The following is a 17,489-nucleotide window of genomic DNA, read 5'->3' on the forward strand; positions in this document are numbered from 1 at the left end:
GCCGCCTCATAGCAAAGGCCGACAGCATGTCTCGAAATCCCATGCCGGGCGCCGAACACGATCCGTTGATCGCCTCGATGGTGGCCGGGCTGCCCGCCCGTCAACAGCCCCAGTGGCCCGACCCCTCCCTCCTCCCCCAGGTGCGCGAACGCCTGGCCGGTGAACCGCCACTGGTCTCGTACGACAGCGTCAAGACCCTCGGCGCCCTGCTCGCCCGAGCCGCGGAAGGCGAGTTCTGCCTGCTCCAGGCCGGCGACTGCGTGGAGTTGACCACCGAGTGCGAACCTCGCGACATCGCCCGCAAGGTGGAGATGCTCGACGTGCTCGGGGACATCATGCGCACGAGTTCCGGGCTGCCCGTCCTGCGTGTCGGCCGGATAGCCGGCCAGTTCTCGAAGCCCCGTTCCCAGGACTGGGAAACCGTGTACGAGGACAGGCTCCCGGTGTTCCGGGGCCCGGCCGTCAACGCACCGGACCCGCGGCGCACGGCCCGCACCCCCGACCCCTCCCGCATCCTGGCGGGGATGAAGGCCGCCCGCCGCGCCGTCGCCGCCATCGACCAGCTCGGGCGCGGCGAGGGCGCGCCGCCGCAGCACCGGGTGTGGACCAGCCACGAGGCACTCCTGCTGGACTACGAACTGCCCCAGGTCCGGCGGCACGGGGAGGGCGGCAGCTACCTGGCCTCCGCGCACTGGCCCTGGATCGGCGAGCGCACCCGCCAGGCGGACAACGCGCACGTGCGGCTGATGGCCGAACTGGACAACCCGGTGGCGTGCAAGATCGGACCGGAAGCCACGGTGGACGAGGTGCTGGCCGTGTGTGCGGTGCTCGACCCGCACCGCACGCCCGGCCGGCTCACCCTCATCGCCCGGTTCGGCGCGGGGCAGGTCGCCCGGGTGGCGCCGCTGGTGCGGGCGGTGAAGCAGGCCGGGCACCCCGTGCTGTGGATGTGCGACCCGATGCACGGGAACACCGTCAAGACGCCCGACGGACTCAAGACGCGCAAGCTCGACGCGATCATGTCCGAGATCCGGCAGTGCATCGATGTGGTGTCGGAGAACTCCGGGCGGTGCGCCGGGCTCCATCTGGAGGCGTCCCCCGACGACATCTCCGAATGCGAGGGAGCGGGCCGTTCCCCGGTGCCGGGCCCCGGCTACCGGAGCCTGTGCGACCCCCGGCTCAGCCTCGTCCAGGCGGTGGCCGCCGCGGCTCACTGGCGTCTTCCCGTGGGAGCGGCGGCATGAACGCGGACCCCGGGCCCGCCGAACGGACCTGGGCCCCCGACGCGCTGCTGCCGCCGCCGGGCCGGCCCTTCGCGGTGCTGCACCGGACCGGAGCCGACCGCGCGGCACCCGTCGAGATCCTGAGCGGTCCGGTCCGCCGCGCGGACGACCTCGACGCCCTGGGCCTGGACGACTCGGGCCCGGCGGCCCGGGGAGCGGACGGGGCGGGCACCCTGGTGCTGACCCCCTACCGGCAGATCCGCGAGCGCGGCTTCGCGTACTCCGACGACCGCGAGCCACTGCTGGCCATGGAGGTGCGGGAGCACCGGCGGGTACCGCTGGACCGGCTGCTGGACTGCCTGCCGGACCGGGCGCCGCGGGTGGAGGACCCCCGCTACGACATCGACGACGACGGGTACGCGGACGCGGTGGACGCCATCGTCGACCGCGAGATCCACGGCGGCGAGGGCTCCAACTTCGTGCTGGCCCGCAGTCTGCACGGCCGGATCCGCGACTTCGACCGGGCCGCCGCGCTCTCGGTGCTGCGCGGGCTGGTGACGGCGGAGACCGGCGCGTACTGGACGTTCCTGGTCTTCACCGGGGACCGGTACCTGATCGGCGGCACCCCGGAGCAGCAGGTGCGCGTCCGCGGTGACCAGGTGGACATGAACCCGATCAGCGGGACCTACCGGTACCCGCGAACGGGCGCGGATCTGCCGGGGCTGCTGCGTTTCCTGCGGGACCCCAAGGAGACCGACGAGCTCTACATGGTCGTGGACGAAGAGCTCAAGATGATGGCGTCCCTGTGCGACCGGGACGTGCGGGTCAGCGGTCCGTCCCTGAAGTGGATGTCCCGGCTCGCGCACACCGAGTACTACCTTTCCGGCCGCTCCGAGCGCCCGCTCACCGAAATCCTGCGCACCACCATGCCGGCGCCGACCGTGACGGGCAGCCCGGTGGAGAACGCCTGCCGGGTGATCGAGCGGTACGAACCACAGGGACGCGGCTACTACAGCGGGGTCATCGCGCTGCTCGGCCACGAGAGCGGGCAGCGCCGGCTGGACGCCGCCATCATGCTGCGCACGGCGGACATCGGTACGGACGGCGCGATCCGGTTGACCGCGGGTTCCACGGTGGTGCGGGAATCAGTGCCCGCACATGAGACGGCGGAGACCACCGCCAAGCTGTCCGGACTGCTCGACGCGCTGTCCGGCCGACGGACGGCGAAGGCTCCCGTCCGGGCCCCCGCCGCCGGGCTGGCCGACGTCCCGCCGGTGCACGGCGCACTGGCCGCGCGCAACGACGGGCTGGCGGCCTTCTGGCTCGGCGGCACCGGTCCAGCGCGAGCCGTGGGCGCAGAGGTCACGATCGTCGACGCCGAGGACGGCTTCACCTCCATGCTCGCCTACCAGTTGCGGTCGCTGGGGTGCTCGGTGCGCCTGGTGCCGTGGTACCGCGCGGAGGAACCCGCCGGGTCCGGTGGCGCCTTCGGCGCCCGGGGCGTCGTCCTGCTCGGCCCGGGGCCCGGCGACCCCCGGGACTCCGCGAACGCGCGGGTGCTCGCCCTGCGGTCGGTGGCCGCAGAACGGCTCGCGGACGGTCTGCCGCTCGCCGCGGTCTGCCTGGGGCATCAGGTGGTGTGCACCCTTCTGGGACTGCCCGTCACCAGGCTGCCCGACCCGGCGCAGGGCAGACGGCTGCGGGTCCCGCTGTGGGGCAGGCCGCGCATGGCCGGCTTCTACAACAGCTTCACCGCGCGCGCGGACGACGACTGGCTGTCTCCGCCCCTGTCCGGCTCGGCCGTCCAGGTGCAGCGCCTCGGTGACGAGGTCATCGCCCTGCGCGGACCGGCCCTGGCCACCATCCAGTTCCACGCGGAGTCGTTCCTGACCGAGGACGGCCCCGGCATCCTGGCCGATCTGCTGACCGGTGCCCTGGCACGGGCCGGCGCGGACCGGGCCGCCGTTCACGAGAGCAGGGGGACCCATGAACATGCCTGACGGAGGCGTGCGTACCGCGCCCCGCCCGATCGACCCGCGCGCCCTGCGCAGTTGCATGGGCCAGTTCGCCACCGGGGTCACGGTGATCACCTGCCGGCGGGGTGACATCGTCCACGGCACGACGGTCAACGCGTTCACCTCGGTGTCGCTGGACCCGCCCCTGGCCCTGGTGGCCCTGGACCGGCGCAGCCGTGCGGGTGCGCTGCTGCTGGAGGACGGCGGGTACGTCGTCAACGTCCTCGACGAGACGCAGCGCGATCTCGCCATGCACTTCGCGGGCCGTCCCATGCCGGGCCCGGTGCCGTGGGTGGACGAGAGCGGACCGCATCCGCGGCTGGCCGGCACGGTGGCCCACCTCGTCTGCCGCCCCTGGCGGGTGCACGAAGCGGGCGACCACACGCTGCACATCGGCGGCGTCGAGGAGTTCGAGAGCCGTCCGGGACGGCCGCTGCTGTTCCACCGCGGCGCCTTTCCGGAACTGGCACCGGACGATTCCGCCGGCGCCTGGTCGCTGTGCCTGGACGGCATGGACCCGGTGGAGCACTTCCACGCCCGTGACGAGACAGACGAGACAAGGGACTGACACACATGACGGAGAAGGACGATGTGAGCGGCACGACGGACTCCGGCGACCGGACGGACGCGGCACCGCGCCGCGTGACCCGGCCGATGACCGGTGACGAGTATCTGGAGAGCATCCGGGACGGCCGGGAGGTCTGGGCGTACGGGGAGCGGGTCGACGACGTCACCAAGCACCCGGCGTTCCGCAACACGGCGCGGATGACGGCGCGCCTGTACGACGCCCTGCACGACCCGGAGCACCACGACACGCTGACCACGCCCACCGACACGGGCAGCGACGGCTTCACCCACAAGTTCTACCGGGTGCCGCGCAGTGTGGAGGACCTGGTCGGGGACCGGGACGCGATCGCCCGGTGGGCCCGGCTCACCTATGGCTGGATGGGGCGGAGCCCGGACTACAAGGCGAGTTTCCTGGTGACGCTGGGTGCGAACCCTGAGTACTACGGGGAGTTCGCGGACAACGCGCGGCGCTGGTACGCCGAGGCGCAGGAGCGGGTGCTGTTCTGGAACCACGCGGTGATCAATCCGCCGGTGGACCGCCACCGGGCGCCGGACGAGGTCGACGACGTGTTCGTGCACGTCGAGAAGGAGTGCGACGACGGTCTCGTGGTCAGTGGGGCGAAGGTGGTGGCCACGGGGTCGGCCCTGACCCACTTCAACTTCGTCGCGCACTACGGCCTGCCGGTGAAGAAGAAGGAGTTCGCCCTGGTGGCCACGCTGCCGATGGGGGCGCCGGGGGTGAAGCTGATCTGCCGTCAGTCGTACGAGCTGGCCGCCAGCCGCATGGGCAGCCCGTTCGACTATCCGCTGTCTAGCCGGCTGGACGAGAACGACACCGTCTTCATCCTGGACAAGGTGAAGATCCCCTGGGAGAACGTCTTCATCTACGGGGACACGGCGAAGGCCGGCACCTTCCTGAACACGTCCGGGTTCACGCACCGGCTGACGTTCCACGGTGTCACCCGGCTCGCGGTCAAGCTGGACTTCCTGGCCGGTCTGCTGCTCAAGGGACTGGACGTGACCGGGACGAAGGATTTCCGGGGAATTCAGACGCGGGTCGGCGAGGTACTCGCCTGGCGCAACATGTTCTGGGGCCTCAGTGACGCGATGGCGCACAACCCGAATGCGTGGCACGACGGCGGGCTGCTCCCGAACCTGGACTACGGCATGGCGTACCGGTGGTTCATGACCATCGGATATCCGCGCGTACGCGAGATAATTCTGCAGGATCTCAGCAGTGGTCTCATCTATCTGAACTCGCATGCCAAGGATTTCCAGAATCCTGAGATCCGACCGTATCTGGACCGGTACATGCGCGGTTCGAACGGATACGACTCGGTGGAACGGGTCAAGCTGATGAAGCTGATCTGGGATTCGGTGGGCACGGAGTTCGCGGGGCGGCACGAACTGTACGAGCGCAATTACTCGGGCAACCACGAGAACGTGCGCATCGAGCTCCTGATGGCCCAGACGGCCTCCGGCCTGGTCGACGGCTACCGGGGTTTCGCGGAGGAGTGCATGGCGGAGTACGACCTGGACGGCTGGACCGCTCCCGACCTGATCGGACCCGACCAGGCATGAGTACCGGGGCGGACCGCCTTCGGGGGCGGCTTGCGGCCGGTGTCCGGTCCGCCGCCCCCGAAGGCCCTGCGGCGCGTCAGGGCAGGATCAGCGCCAGGGTGAACCCGTCGTATCCCTTGTCTCCGACCGTCTGGATCGAGGTGGCGCTGACCCGGGGCTCGGCGGCCAGCATCTCGTGGAACCGCCGCATTCCCCGGACACCTCCGTCCGGGTTGCCGGCTTCGCCGACCGCTCCGCCGAGCACGACGTTGTCGACGACAATCACTCCGCCCGGACGGGAGAGTTCGAGCGCCCAGGTGAAGTACTCCGGGGTGTCGGGCTTGTTGGCGTCGATGAAGACCAGGTCGAACGGCGGGCCGCCGGCTTCCGCGAGGGCGGGCAGGATGTCGAGTGCCCGGCCCACGTGCTGGTCGACGACGGCGGCGACGCCGGCCTGTTCCAGGTGGCCGGCGGCGGCCTCGGCGAACGTCCGCTCCCACTCGATGGTGACCAGCCGCCCGCCGGGGGGCAGCGCACGGGCGAGCCAGATGGTGCTGTACCCGCCGAAGGTGCCTATCTCGAGAATGCGCTCGGCACCCTGGATACGGGCCAGCAGGTGCAGCAGTTTGCCCTGGGGCCGGGATACCCCGATATCGGGGAGATCGAAGGCGACGTGCGCCTGGGCAGCGGCCGCCAGTGCGGGGTCCTCGTCGCCGAGAACCGAATCGAAGTAGTCGTCCACCAAACTCCACTGATTCTGTGTCATGACACCAGTATTCCCCGGAAAGGACGGTACCGGGCAAGCAATCAAGGAAATTTCACAAGACTTGATGACGCTTCACCAATGCCCGACCCGCAGCTTTGGGCTGCCCTGAACATCTTTCCCATGAAGCCCTGGCCGCCACATCATAAAAATCCAGGGATTCCTCTTCGTTACCTGACCGGATTTCCGGGCAATCGCTAGCCTGAATGGAAAAAGAAAATAATCGATCTCTCTCGGAACGAAAGGAGCGCAGTACCTTGCCTCGAACCCAGACCGCGACCGAGCGACCGACGGGCCTCGATCTCGTACCGGAGCTTCACCACGTGGGGGTGCAGACGGGCGACCTCGACAACTCCGTCGCCTGGTACCAGGAGTTCTTCGGCTGCCGGCCGAACTGGACCCTGGACACCTTCTCCGAGCTCACTCTGAGCCGTCTGCCCGGCATCACCCGGCTGACCGAGCTGGCGGTGGCCGGGCTGCGCTTCCACCTCTTCGAACGTACCGGGCACGACGACGCCGTCCCCGGCGCCAACACCCGCCAGTTCCAGCACATCTGCCTGGCCACCGGATCGGCCGAGGAGCTCCGAGCCTGGCGTGACCGCTGGTTCCACCTGTACGAGTCCGGCCGCTACACCTTCGCCGGCGAGGAACGGCCCACCGACATCGTCACCGACGCGGACGGCGTGCAGAGCTGCTACGTCCTGGACGTCAACGGGCTGGAATTCGAGTTCGCCTACGTCCCGCCGGGAGGAGACCGATGAACAGGGGTGTCCACCGCACCGTGACCGAACTGCCCGTACCCGACGGCTGGGACTTCGGGGACTTCCCGTACGGCCTGGAACCGCTGACCCTGGCAGAACCGCCGACGTCCGGGGCCGGGCACGGCATACCCGACGTGCTGCCGGCCGACGAGTCCCTCGTGGACCGGAGCACGGTCTGCCGGCGGACGGGGGCTCCCCTGTCCACGACCGACTTCTCCCACCAGCTCTTCTGGTTCCGCTGGATCACGGGGCACCAGGCCACGTTCGCCGTCTGGCAGCTGACCGCACACGCCCTGTACCAGGCCCGCGTCCGGACCGATCCCACCCCGTCCCTGCGCGTGATGACGGACCTCACCGACGCCTACACCTCGATGCTGCTCTACACCAGCTCGTGCCCGGCCGACGTGTACGGCACGGTCATCCGGCCCAGCATGTACCTCCAGCACCGAAGCTTCAGCGGCACCTGGGCCCCGGACTTCGTGCCCGTACGGGGTCTGCTGAGGGGCAAGAAGACGGAGTGGAGCGGCACGCCCGAGGGCCAGGCGTTCAATCGCGCCGTGCAGATGTACCACACGGTGCACGCGGGGGTGGCGGCCAAATTGGTGCCCGGTGGCCGGTCCCTGCTGCAGGAGTCCGCCACGGAGACCACGCCGACGCGCCCCGAGACGCAGGCGCTGCTCTACGACCACTACTTCCTGACCCTGCGGACGCCGGTCGGCGCGGTGGAGCTGGTCGACCAGTTACGGAGCCGGCTGCGGGCGATCTCGCTCGACGTCGCGACCAACGGGCTCTACCCGGGCCTCACGCCGGAGGAGGACGCGGCCTTGCCCGACGAACTGCGGAGCGCGGAGGTGCGGCGCTACGAGAGGGGCTTCCACGCGGCCCTGAGCCGGATCGACGTCGCGGCCGGGCAGCTCAAACCGAAGGTGCTGCACAGCACAGCACCCTGACCGGCCGTCGCCGCACGGAGACGCCCGACACGGAAGGGAGTGAGGAACGAATGCGTCACGGAGTGGTGATCCTGCCCGAACGGCGCTGGTCGCAGGCTCGCGAACAGTGGGTCCTGGCCGAGCGCCTCGGCTTCGACCATGCCTGGACGTACGACCAGTTGATGTGGCGGTGGCTGCGTGACGAGCCCTGGTTCGCCTGCGTGCCCACACTGGCCGCCGCTGCCGCCGTCACCTCGCGGATCACGCTGGGCACGATGGTCGCCACCCCCACCTACCGCCATCCGGTGACGCTAGCGAAGGAACTGATGTCGCTGGAGGACATCGCCGGGGGCCGGTTCGTCTGCGGCCTGGGTGCCGGGGCGGGCGGCCTGGACGACCGGGTGGTGGACCCCACCGAACGCACCGCGCGGCAACGCGCCGACCGCTTCGCCGAGTTCGTCGAGGCGCTGGACCGGCTGCTCACCGGCCGGGTCTCCTCGTACGCGGGCACCCACTACGACTTCCGCGACGTGCCCCTGAACCCGGGGTGCCTGACGCGCCCGAGGGCGCCGTTCGCCGTCGCCGCGACCGGTCCGCGCGGCATGTGGCTGGCGGCCCGGCAGGCGGACACCTGGGTCACCGCGGGGCCACCGGGCCGCTTCGACGCCCTGCCCTACGAGAAGGCGCTGCCCGACATCGCTCGCCAACTGGACCGCCTGGACACCGCCTGCGCCGCGGTCGGACGCGACCCGGCCACGCTGAACCGGCTTCTGCTGACCGGTGCCCTGGTCGGCGGAGTGCTCGACTCCGTCGAGTCCTACCGGGACGCGGTGGGCCGGTTCGGCGAGCTGGGCATCACCGACCTGGTCGTGCACTGGCCGCGCGCGTCCTTCCCGTACCAGGGCGATCAGCGCGTGCTGGAGGCCGTCGCGGAGGAGGTGCTTCTCCCCCGCCCGCGGACCACGGGCGCCACCGCACCGCAGACCACCGCAGGAGGCGGACGATGATCGGATACGAGATCGTCGACATGTTCACCGACAACCCGTTCGACGGCTGTGCCCTCGGTGTCGTACCCGACGCGCAGGAGCTCTCGGAAGGGGACATGCTCGCCGTCGCCCGGGAGATCGCCCTGACAGAGACGGCGTTCGTCCTGCCGCCCGGCCTCCCCGGGTCCACCTACCGGGTCCGGGTGATGACACCGGCCGGGGAGTCGCCGTTCGGGGGCCACAGCGCGGTGGGCACGGCCAGTGTGCTGGTCCGTAACGGACGGCTGGCACCCGGCGAGGCGGTACAGGAGTGCGGCGGCCGGCAGCTCACCGTGACGGCCGGGGCCGACGGCTCCGCCCTGGCCGTCGAGGGGGCGCCGCTGCTGCGGCCCGAGTGGGATCCACACCCGCTCCTGGCGGCGTGCGGCCTGTCCGGCTCCGACCTCTCCGCGACGCCGCACCTGACCGGCTTCGGACCGGCCTTCCACTTTCTGCCGGTGCGCGAGGAGGCGCTGGCCGGAGCAGGGGCCGACCTGACCGACCCGGTCTGGGAGAACTGCCCCGACGCGGTGCTCGTCGCGTACGACCACGAGAGCCGGACCGCCCGTGTCCGGGTGTTCGCGCCCGGATACGGCATGCCGGAAGACCCGGCCTGCGCCTCCGCCGCCCTGGGGCTGGGCGCCTGGCTGGCCCGGGAGAAGGCATTGCCCGGCACCGACGGCCACCACACCTACCGGGTCCTCCAGGGCGAGGGCCTGGGCCGGCCCGCCACCCTCTCGTGCACCGTGGACGTGCGGGAGGGCCGGGCCGCGGCCGCCACGGTCCACGGCCGGGTCACCGCCACCGCGTCCGGCCTGCTGAACGCACCGAGACGGCCCTGACCGCCGGACGACCCGCCCGCCGAGATCTCGTACGAAGAGAAAGGGACTTCCCACGTGCTCTTCCGACCGGAACTGCACGGCACCCGCGGTGCCGTGGCGTCCACTCACTGGCTGGCCTCCACCGCCGGCATGTCTATGTTCGACCGCGGCGGCAACGCCTTCGACGCCGCGGCCGCCGCCGCCTTCGTCATCCAGGTGGTGGAACCGCACCTCAACGGGCCGGGCGGTGACGTGCCCATCCTCGCCCACCGTTCCGGGTCCGGCCGGGTCGACGTCATCTGCGGTCAGGGACCGATGCCCGCGGCGGCGACCGTGGACGCCTTCACCGGGCGGGGCCTGGCCGTGGTGCCCGGTTCCGGGCTGCTGCCGGCCGTGGTACCGGGGGCCTTCAGCGCCTGGCTCCGGCTGCTGAAGGAGTACGGCACGCTTCCGCTGGAGGTCGTGCTGGAGCCCGCCATCGGGTACGCGGAACGGGGCTACCCCCTGCTGCCCAAGGCGGCGGCCATGATCGGCGCGCTGTCGGAACTCTTCCGCGACACCTGGACGGAGTCGGGCCGCACGTACCTGAGGCGGGGCGTCGCCCCGCGCGCCGGGGAGCGGGTCACCAACCCCGTACTGGCCCGGACCTTCCGGCGCGTCATCAGCGAGGCACAGGCGTCGGGGCGGGACCGCGAGGGCCGGATGGACGCGGCGGCGGAGACGTTCCACACCGGCTTCGTGGCGGAGGCGATCGACACGTATCTCGCCAAGGCCGAGGAGATGGACTCCACCGGACGGCGCAACGGCGGATTGCTGACCGGCGCGGACCTGGCCGCCTGGCGGCCGGGGCTGGAGCAGTCGCTGAGCCTGGAGTACCGGGGCCACACCGTGCACAAGGCGGGCCCGTGGTCGCAGGGCCCGGTCTTCCTCCAGCAACTGGCACTGCTGGAGGGCTTCGACCTGACCGGGATGGGACCGGGCAGCGCCGCGTACGTGCACACGGTGGTCGAGGCCGCCAAGCTCGCGTTCGCAGACCGCGAGGCGTGGTACGGCGACCCGGCCCACGCGGACGTGCCGCTACGAGCCCTGCTGGACCCCGCGTACGCCGCCGAACGGCGCGCGCTCATCGGGTCCGAGGCCTCGCTCGAGCTGCGGCCCGGCCGGCCCGACCGGCGCGAGCCCCTGCTCCCGCCGCTGCACGACGAGAGTGCCGCACCGGCACACCCGGCCTGGCTGGGTGAGCTGGAGCAGGGCATTCCGGCCATCATGAAGCTGACCGCCTCCACCGGGGACACCTGCTGCGTCACCGCCACCGACGCCGCGGGCAACATGGTGGTGGCGACGCCCAGCGGCGGCTGGCTCAAGAGCTCTCCGGTGGTACCGGGGCTGGGCTTCCCCCTCGGGACCCGCGGCCAGATGGCCACGCTGATGCCTGGTCACAGCAACACACTGGCGCCGGGAAAGCGCCCGCGGACCACGCTCAGCCCGACCATGGTCCTGCGGGACGGGCAGCCGTACCTGGCGTTCGGCACACCCGGCGGCGACCAGCAGGACCAGTGGACCCTGGGCTTCTTCCTCAACCACGTGGACCACGGCATGAGCCCGCAGGCGGCCGTGGAGGCGCGGACCTTCCACACCGACCACGTACCCACGTCGTTCGCCCCGCGCCGGTTCCGCCCCGGAACCGTGGTGCTGGAGAGCGGCTGGCCGGCTGAGGAACTGGAGCTGCTGCGGCGCCGGGGACACGAGGTGGAGACAGCGCCCGACTACTCGCTGGGCAAGGTGTGCGCCACCGGTCTGACGGGCGACGGCCTGGTGCTCGGAGCGGCCAGCCCACGCGGCGCGCAGGCCTACGCGGTCGCCGGGTAGGAGGGGAGCACATGAAATGATTTCCGCAGGGAAACCACCCGTCCGGCTATGGAAGGGGCTGACATGGCGGCTCACCGGAAGCCCGACCCGGAAGACTTCATCGTTCTGGGCGAGGCCAGGCAGAACAATCTCAAGGGCATCGACCTGCGCATTCCGAAGAGGAAGCTGACCGTCTTCACCGGGGTCTCCGGTTCGGGGAAGTCCTCGGTGGTGTTCGACACCATCGCGGTCGAGTCCCAGCGGCAGCTCAACGAGACCCTGCCGGCTTTCGTCCGCAACCGGATGCCCAAGTACGAGCGGCCGGACGCCGAGGTGATGGAGAACCTCTCCACGGCGATCGTCATCGACCAGCGGCAGGTCGGCGGCAACGCACGCTCGACGGTCGGCACGATGACGGAGATCCTGCCCATGCTGCGGGTGCTCTTCTCCCGCGCGGGCAGCCCGAGCGCGGGCCCCTCCCACCTGTACTCCTACAACGACCCGCGCGGTATGTGCGAGGCGTGCCAGGGGCTCGGCACGACGGTGCGGCTGGAACTCGACCGGCTGCTCGACGAGAGCAGGAGCCTCAACGAGGGGGCCATCGGCTTCCCGTCGTTCGCGGTCGGCACCTTCCAGTGGCAGCTCTACGGCGAGTCCGGGCTCTTCGACCCGGACCTGCCGTTACGCGACTTCTCCGCGAAGGACCGCGAACTGCTGCTGTACGGACAGGGGTTCACCGTCGACCGGGCCGGCCGCAACGGTGTGTACAAGAACGAGTACGAGGGGATCGTCAAGCGCTTCACCCGCCGGTACGTCACACCCGGACTGGACCACGCGAAGGGCAGGGAACGCGAGGCGATCGAACGGGTGGTGACCCGGGGCCCCTGCGCCGTCTGCCGCGGCGGCCGGCTCAACAGGGCGGCCCTCGCGTCGCGCATCGACGGGGACAACATCGCGGACTTCGCCGCGCTGGAGATCACCGAGCTGACCGAGCGGCTCGCCCGTGTGGACACGCCGGCCGTCAAGCCGGTGCTGGCCGGCGCCCGAGCCGCGCTGGAACGCATCACGTCCGTCGGGCTCGGCTATCTGTCCCTCGGGCGGCAGACCACGTCCCTGTCCGGCGGCGAGGCCCAACGGCTCAAGATGGTGCGGCACCTGAGCAGCAGCCTGACCGGTCTCACCTACATCTTCGACGAGCCCAGTGTCGGCCTCCACCCGCGCGACGTGCGCCGCATGAACGAGATCCTGCTCGCGCTGCGCGACAAGGGGAACACCGTGCTGGTCGTGGAGCACGACCGGGACGTCATCGCGATCGCCGACCACGTCATCGACATGGGCCCCGGGGCCGGCCGCGACGGCGGCGAGGTGACGTTCGAGGGCACCCCGGCCGGTCTGCGCAGGTCCCGTACCGTTACCGGCAAGCAGCTGAGGAGCATCCCCGGGCTCAGGAAGCGGTACCGCTCCCCCACCGGCGCCCTGACTGTTCGCGACGCCCACCTGCACAATCTGCGCGATGTCACGGTCGACATCCCCACCGGGGTGCTGACCGCGGTGACCGGTGTGGCCGGTTCCGGCAAGAGCACCCTCATTTCCAAGGTATTCACCGCGCAGCACCCCGGGGCCATCGTGATCGACCAGTCGTCGGTCGGCATCTCCCCGCGTTCCAACCCGGCCACGTACACCGACATCATGGACATCCTGCGGCGGCGGTTCGCCCGCGCCTCCGGCGAGAAGCCGGGCCTGTTCAGCTTCAACTCGGAAGGCGCCTGCCCGGGGTGCGGGGGCAAGGGCGTCATCGAGACGGACCTGGCCTTCATGGACCCCGTCACCACCGTGTGCGAGCGCTGCGACGGCCGGCGGTTCAACGACGAGGCCCTGCGCCACACCGTGGACGGCAAGACCGTCGTCGACGTCCTGGACATGACGGCCGAGGAGGCGGCGGGCTTCTTCGACGACGCGCCCGCCCTGCGGCGGCTGTCCCTCCTCACCGAGGTCGGACTCGGCTACCTGACCCTGGGCCAGCCGCTGTCCACGCTCTCCGGCGGCGAGCGGCAACGCCTCAAGCTGGCGCACCGGCTCAAGGAGACAGGCAGCGTCTACGTCTTCGACGAGCCGACCACCGGCCTGCACATGAGCGACATCGGCCGGCTGCTGGAGCTCTTCGACCGGCTCGTGGACAGCGACAACACCGTGATCGTCATCGAGCACGACCTCGACGTGGTCAAGCACGCCGACTGGGTCGTCGATCTCGGTCCGGAGGCCGGCGCCCACGGGGGACGGGTGGTGTTCGAGGGCACGCCCGCCGAACTGGCCCGGACGGCGGACTCGCACACGGGCCGCAGTCTCGCCGCGGACTTGCGCGACCGGAAGAACGCGTCGTCCTGAAGCACGCCTCATCCGCGGCACGCATCCACCGGAAGGAGTTCGGGATGCCTCTCATCCACGTCACGCTGCTGGACGGACGGTCGCCGCAGGAGGTGGCGTCCCTGAGCCGGGCGCTCACCGCCGCGGTGCACGAGACCCTCGGCACCCCGGTGGACGCCGTGCGGGTGATCGTGGAGGAGGTGTCGCCGACGCACTGGTTCGTGGGCGGCAGGTCGGTGGCCGAGCGGCGCTCCACCCCCTCGTGACCCGGAGGTGAGCGCCGGGTCAGCGGGAGGCGGTGCCGCGCGGCCGGCTGTCGGCGCGGGCGAAGCGGTCGCGGATCAGGTCGACGCGGTCCGGGGACCATGACGGCAGGTCGTCCTGGGTGAGCCGCCCGCTGCGGGTGATCAGGTGGGCGTTGAACGCCTCCAGGCCCAGGTCCGTGTACCGGTCCAGTTCCCCGAACCACTCCTGGCTGATCCGTGCGGTGCGCTGCATGGACTCCGTGTCCGGCCTGCGCTCCGCCTCGTAGGCGATGAGCGCCTCGGGCACCGCCCCGTGTTCGTCGAGGGCCAGGGCGAGGGCCAGGCCGTCCTCCATGGCCAGCCTGGTCCCCGATCCGATGGAGAAGTGCGTGGTGTGCGCGCTGTCCCCGAGGAGGGCGACGGTGCCGTGGCTCCAGCGCCGGTTGCGGACGACGGCGAAGCGCCCCCACCGCGACTTGTTCGTCCGCAGCCGGTGGCCCTCCAGTACGTCGACGAAGAATCCGGCGATCCGGTCGGCGTCGGCCCGGCCGCCGCCCGGCGTGCCGGCTCCTCGCCCGGTGAACCCGGCGGCCTCCCAGACGTGGTCGTCGACCTCGGCGATGAACGTGCCGAGTCCGGGGGCGTAGGGGTAGGCGTGTGCGTGCATCGAGCCGAACTCCGTGTCGGCGACGGCGAAGGTCAGGGCGGTGAAGGTCCGGTCGGTGCCCAGCCACAGGTACCGCGATCCGCGCTCGCCCCTTTCGGTGCCGAACTCCTCGCGGTGGGCGTCACGCGTCGAGGAGTTGACGCCGTCGGCCGCCACCACCAGGTCGTACGTCCCGGCCAGCAGGGCCGCTTCGGGGGCGCGCGTGCCGTAGCGGATGGTCACGCCCAGTTCCGTGCAGCGCGTGCGCAGCATGCTCAGCAGGACGCGCCGGCCGATCGCGGAGAAGCGGTAGCCCCCGTTGCGCACGATCCGGCCGCGGTGGTGGACGTCGATCCTGGACCACTGCTCGCATGCGGCGGCGAGGCGGGCGAACAGCCGGGGGTCGGCCGCCTCGATACCGCCGAGCGCCCCTTCGGAGAAGACCACACCGAAACCGAAGGTCTCGTCGGGGGCGTTGGCCTCCCAGACGTCGATCTCGCACGTGGGCCGGAGCCGCTTGACGAGCGCGGCCGTGTAGAGACCGCCGGGGCCGGCTCCGATGATCGCGATACGCATGACACCTCACGGGGACTCGGTCGAGTGACTCGGTGGCGCGCGGACCGGCCTCGCGGCCGACCTGCGCAATCGGACCGGCGGCAGCAAGTGGCCCTGCTGATGGGCGATTCGAAGCCCGTCAGGCCATACCTCCTGTCCGCTGGGGCACCAGTTGAATCAGACCGGTCGGCGTCCGGCGGGCCGGGAAGGGGACCGGACATGGGACCGACGCACTTCGACGTCACCGGCATGAGCGGCGTTCGCGTACTGGAGCGGCTGTACGGAGCGGCCCCGCCGCCCTTCGCCCTGTTGCGCAGGCAGCGCGCCGATGGGCACGGACCGGGCCCGGTGGAGGTGTTGTTCGGGAAGATGGAGACCGTCCGCTCGCTGGACGAGGCCGGACCGGCCGACGCCTCCCGGGGGCCCGGCGCCCTGGCCCTGCTGCCCTTCCGGCAGCTGGCCGAGCACGGCCTGCGATGCCACGACGACCAGACCCCCCTGCGCGTCCTGCGGATCTCCGAGCACCACGTACTGCCGGAGGGGGCGCTCACGCGCCGCCTCGGCGCGCCGGTGCGGTGGCAGGACGCGGGTTTCACCACGGACGACGCGCACTACGAGAGGCTGGTACGGGAGTTCGCCGCCTCTGACGCGGCCCGCGGGGGGTTGAACGTCCTGCTCCGGCGCGACTACACCGCCCGGCTGCCCGGCTTCCGCCCGGCGGTCGCGGTGGAGCTGTTCCGGCGGTTGCTGGCCACCGAGTCGGGAGCGTACTGGACGTTCCTGGTGCACACCGGGGGTGAGCGGCCCACCACGCTGGTGGGAGCGACCCCGCAGGGCCACGTGGCCATCGAGGGCCGCCGGGTGGTGATGAACCCCCTGTGCGGTACGTACCGCTATCCGCCCCACGGGCCGCGTACCGGGGAACTGCTCGCCTTCCTCGCCGACCGCAAGGAGTCAGAGCAGCTGGCGACCACGGTGGACGCGGAGCTGACGGTGCTGTGCGCGCTGGCCGGCCCGGGTGTACGGGTGGAGGGGCCGTTCCTGCGGAGGATGGCCCATCTGCTGCACACGCAGTGCCGGATCAGCGGCCCCTCGGTGGCGAGTGCCCGCGAGACCCTCTCGCGGGCACTGTTCGCCTCCACCGCGGTGGGCAGCCCGTTCGCCGAGGCGTGCCGGGCCATCCACCGTTACGAGACGACCGGCCGGGGCTACTACGGCGGGCTCCTCGCGCTGATGGGCCGCGACGGCCGGGGGGACGAGGAGCTGGACTCCGCGGCGGTGATACGCACCCTGGACATCGATCACCTGGGCCGCGCACGGCTGTCGGTGGGGGCGACCGTCGGCAGCCGGTCGTCGCCTGAGTCGGAGGCGGCCGAGACGCGGACCAAGGCGGCTGCCCTGCTGGCGGCTCTCACGACGCAGCCTCCCCTGGTGGCCTCCCCCCTGCGCCGCGGGCCGGGCGGCGACGGTACGGACGCCCACGGGCCCGTTCATGACGTCCTGGTCCGGCGGCACGCGGCGCTCTCGTCGTTCTGGACGAAGGGCGTGAGCGCGTCGACGGTGCGCGGCGGCCGGGTGCTCGTGCTCGACCCGGGCGGGGAGGACCTGACCGCCCTGGTCCATATGGTGACCTCGGTGCACGGCCCGGCAGAGGTGGTCCGGTACGAGGATCCCGACGCGTGCGACACCCTGTCACGGCACCGGGGGCCCGTGCTGCTGGCCTCCGGACCGGGCCGGCCCGACGACCCCGGCAGTCCCCGGATGGCGGTGCTCCGGCAGATCAGCGCGTCTCTCGTGCGGGGGCGGCCGCCCGGGGGCGCCCCGGTGGCCGGGGTGGGGCTCGGGTTCCAGTTGCTCGCGCTCGCCGCGCTGCCGGACGCACGGGTCACGGCCAGGACCGGCACCGGACTCGGCAGGGACGTCGAGGTCTTCGGCCGACCGGTCACGGCGGCCTTCCGCAACACCTATGCGCTCATGTCCGGCCCGGCCGGCGCAGCGCCTGCGCGGCGCCGCGATCCGCCCGCCCTGTGCCTGGGCCCGGACGGGCGGGAGCTGGTCGCGATGCACGGCGCGGCCGTCCGGGGCGTGCAGTTCCGCCCGGAGTCGGTCATGACCACCGGCGGGGCCGACGTGCTGCGCTCGCTCCTGCGCTGAACCCGGACGGGGT

Annotated in this window: 14 protein-coding genes; 12 read left to right on the forward strand and 2 right to left on the reverse strand. The window is 71.5% G+C overall.

All coding sequences use genetic code 11. From position 1 onward, the window contains the following. Positions 1-26 precede the first annotated feature (26 nt). The 4 genes from ACIO3R_RS10275 to ACIO3R_RS10290 are packed head-to-tail and all read left to right on the forward strand — an operon-like array spanning position 27 to position 5,386. Positions 27-1,244: a 3-deoxy-7-phosphoheptulonate synthase gene (locus ACIO3R_RS10275; protein ID WP_385025822.1), complete on the forward strand. Its 1,218-nt coding sequence runs from the start codon at positions 27-29 to the stop codon at positions 1,242-1,244. Continuing rightward, complete coding sequence (locus tag ACIO3R_RS10280; protein WP_402104989.1) at positions 1,241-3,223, forward strand: anthranilate synthase family protein; 1,983 nt, start codon at positions 1,241-1,243, stop codon at positions 3,221-3,223. Before ACIO3R_RS10275 ends, ACIO3R_RS10280 begins: the two co-directional genes overlap by 4 nt. After that, on the forward strand, positions 3,210-3,806 hold the full coding sequence (locus ACIO3R_RS10285; RefSeq protein WP_385025816.1) for a flavin reductase family protein: 597 nt from the start codon (positions 3,210-3,212) through the stop codon (positions 3,804-3,806). Before ACIO3R_RS10280 ends, ACIO3R_RS10285 begins: the two co-directional genes overlap by 14 nt. 5 nt (positions 3,807-3,811) lie before the next feature. Further along, a complete protein-coding gene (locus tag ACIO3R_RS10290) occupies positions 3,812-5,386 on the forward strand; it encodes a 4-hydroxyphenylacetate 3-hydroxylase family protein (RefSeq protein ID WP_385025813.1) in 1,575 nt (524 codons plus the stop codon). A gap of 76 nt (positions 5,387-5,462) precedes the next feature. Here ACIO3R_RS10290 and ACIO3R_RS10295 read toward each other — a convergent pair whose 3' ends face one another. Then, positions 5,463-6,131 (reverse strand): O-methyltransferase, encoded by a 669-nt coding sequence (locus ACIO3R_RS10295; protein WP_402104992.1) that lies wholly within the window; start codon positions 6,129-6,131, stop codon positions 5,463-5,465. 254 nt (positions 6,132-6,385) lie between these two features. Here ACIO3R_RS10295 and ACIO3R_RS10300 point away from each other — a divergent pair, with 254 nt between their 5' ends. The 7 genes from ACIO3R_RS10300 (at position 6,386) to ACIO3R_RS10330 (ending at position 14,142) form a co-directional block, all read left to right on the forward strand. Beyond that, entirely contained in the window at positions 6,386-6,889 is a 504-nt protein-coding gene (locus tag ACIO3R_RS10300) for a VOC family protein (protein WP_385025807.1), read from the forward strand. After that, positions 6,886-7,839, forward strand: coding sequence for a hypothetical protein (locus ACIO3R_RS10305; protein WP_402104994.1), 954 nt, complete (start codon positions 6,886-6,888; stop codon positions 7,837-7,839). The genes ACIO3R_RS10300 and ACIO3R_RS10305 overlap by 4 nt, the downstream gene beginning before the upstream one ends. Positions 7,840-7,889: 50 nt before the next feature. Beyond that, entirely contained in the window at positions 7,890-8,825 is a 936-nt protein-coding gene (locus ACIO3R_RS10310; protein WP_402104996.1) for an LLM class flavin-dependent oxidoreductase, read from the forward strand. Continuing rightward, positions 8,822-9,685: a PhzF family phenazine biosynthesis protein gene (locus ACIO3R_RS10315; RefSeq protein ID WP_402104997.1), complete on the forward strand. Its 864-nt coding sequence runs from the start codon at positions 8,822-8,824 to the stop codon at positions 9,683-9,685. Before ACIO3R_RS10310 ends, ACIO3R_RS10315 begins: the two co-directional genes overlap by 4 nt. A gap of 54 nt (positions 9,686-9,739) precedes the next feature. Next, positions 9,740-11,533, forward strand: a complete 1,794-nt coding sequence (locus ACIO3R_RS10320; protein ID WP_402104999.1) for a gamma-glutamyltransferase family protein — start codon at positions 9,740-9,742, stop codon at positions 11,531-11,533. 63 nt (positions 11,534-11,596) lie between these two features. Next, on the forward strand, positions 11,597-13,897 hold the full coding sequence (locus ACIO3R_RS10325; protein WP_402105001.1) for an excinuclease ABC subunit UvrA: 2,301 nt from the start codon (positions 11,597-11,599) through the stop codon (positions 13,895-13,897). A 44-nt stretch (positions 13,898-13,941) separates the two neighbouring features. Continuing rightward, on the forward strand, positions 13,942-14,142 hold the full coding sequence (locus tag ACIO3R_RS10330; protein ID WP_385025791.1) for a 2-hydroxymuconate tautomerase: 201 nt from the start codon (positions 13,942-13,944) through the stop codon (positions 14,140-14,142). A 19-nt stretch (positions 14,143-14,161) separates the two neighbouring features. Here the strand turns inward: ACIO3R_RS10330 and ACIO3R_RS10335 are convergent, their stop codons facing one another. Then, positions 14,162-15,343, reverse strand: coding sequence for an FAD-dependent monooxygenase (locus tag ACIO3R_RS10335; protein ID WP_402105003.1), 1,182 nt, complete (start codon positions 15,341-15,343; stop codon positions 14,162-14,164). A 198-nt stretch (positions 15,344-15,541) separates the two neighbouring features. Here ACIO3R_RS10335 and ACIO3R_RS10340 point away from each other — a divergent pair, with 198 nt between their 5' ends. Continuing rightward, positions 15,542-17,476: a chorismate-binding protein gene (locus ACIO3R_RS10340; protein ID WP_402105005.1), complete on the forward strand. Its 1,935-nt coding sequence runs from the start codon at positions 15,542-15,544 to the stop codon at positions 17,474-17,476. Positions 17,477-17,489 lie beyond the last annotated feature (13 nt).

Origin of the sequence: Streptomyces sp. NPDC087428, from assembly GCF_044744085.1 — a bacterium.
Lineage (GTDB): Bacteria > Actinomycetota > Actinomycetes > Streptomycetales > Streptomycetaceae > Streptomyces.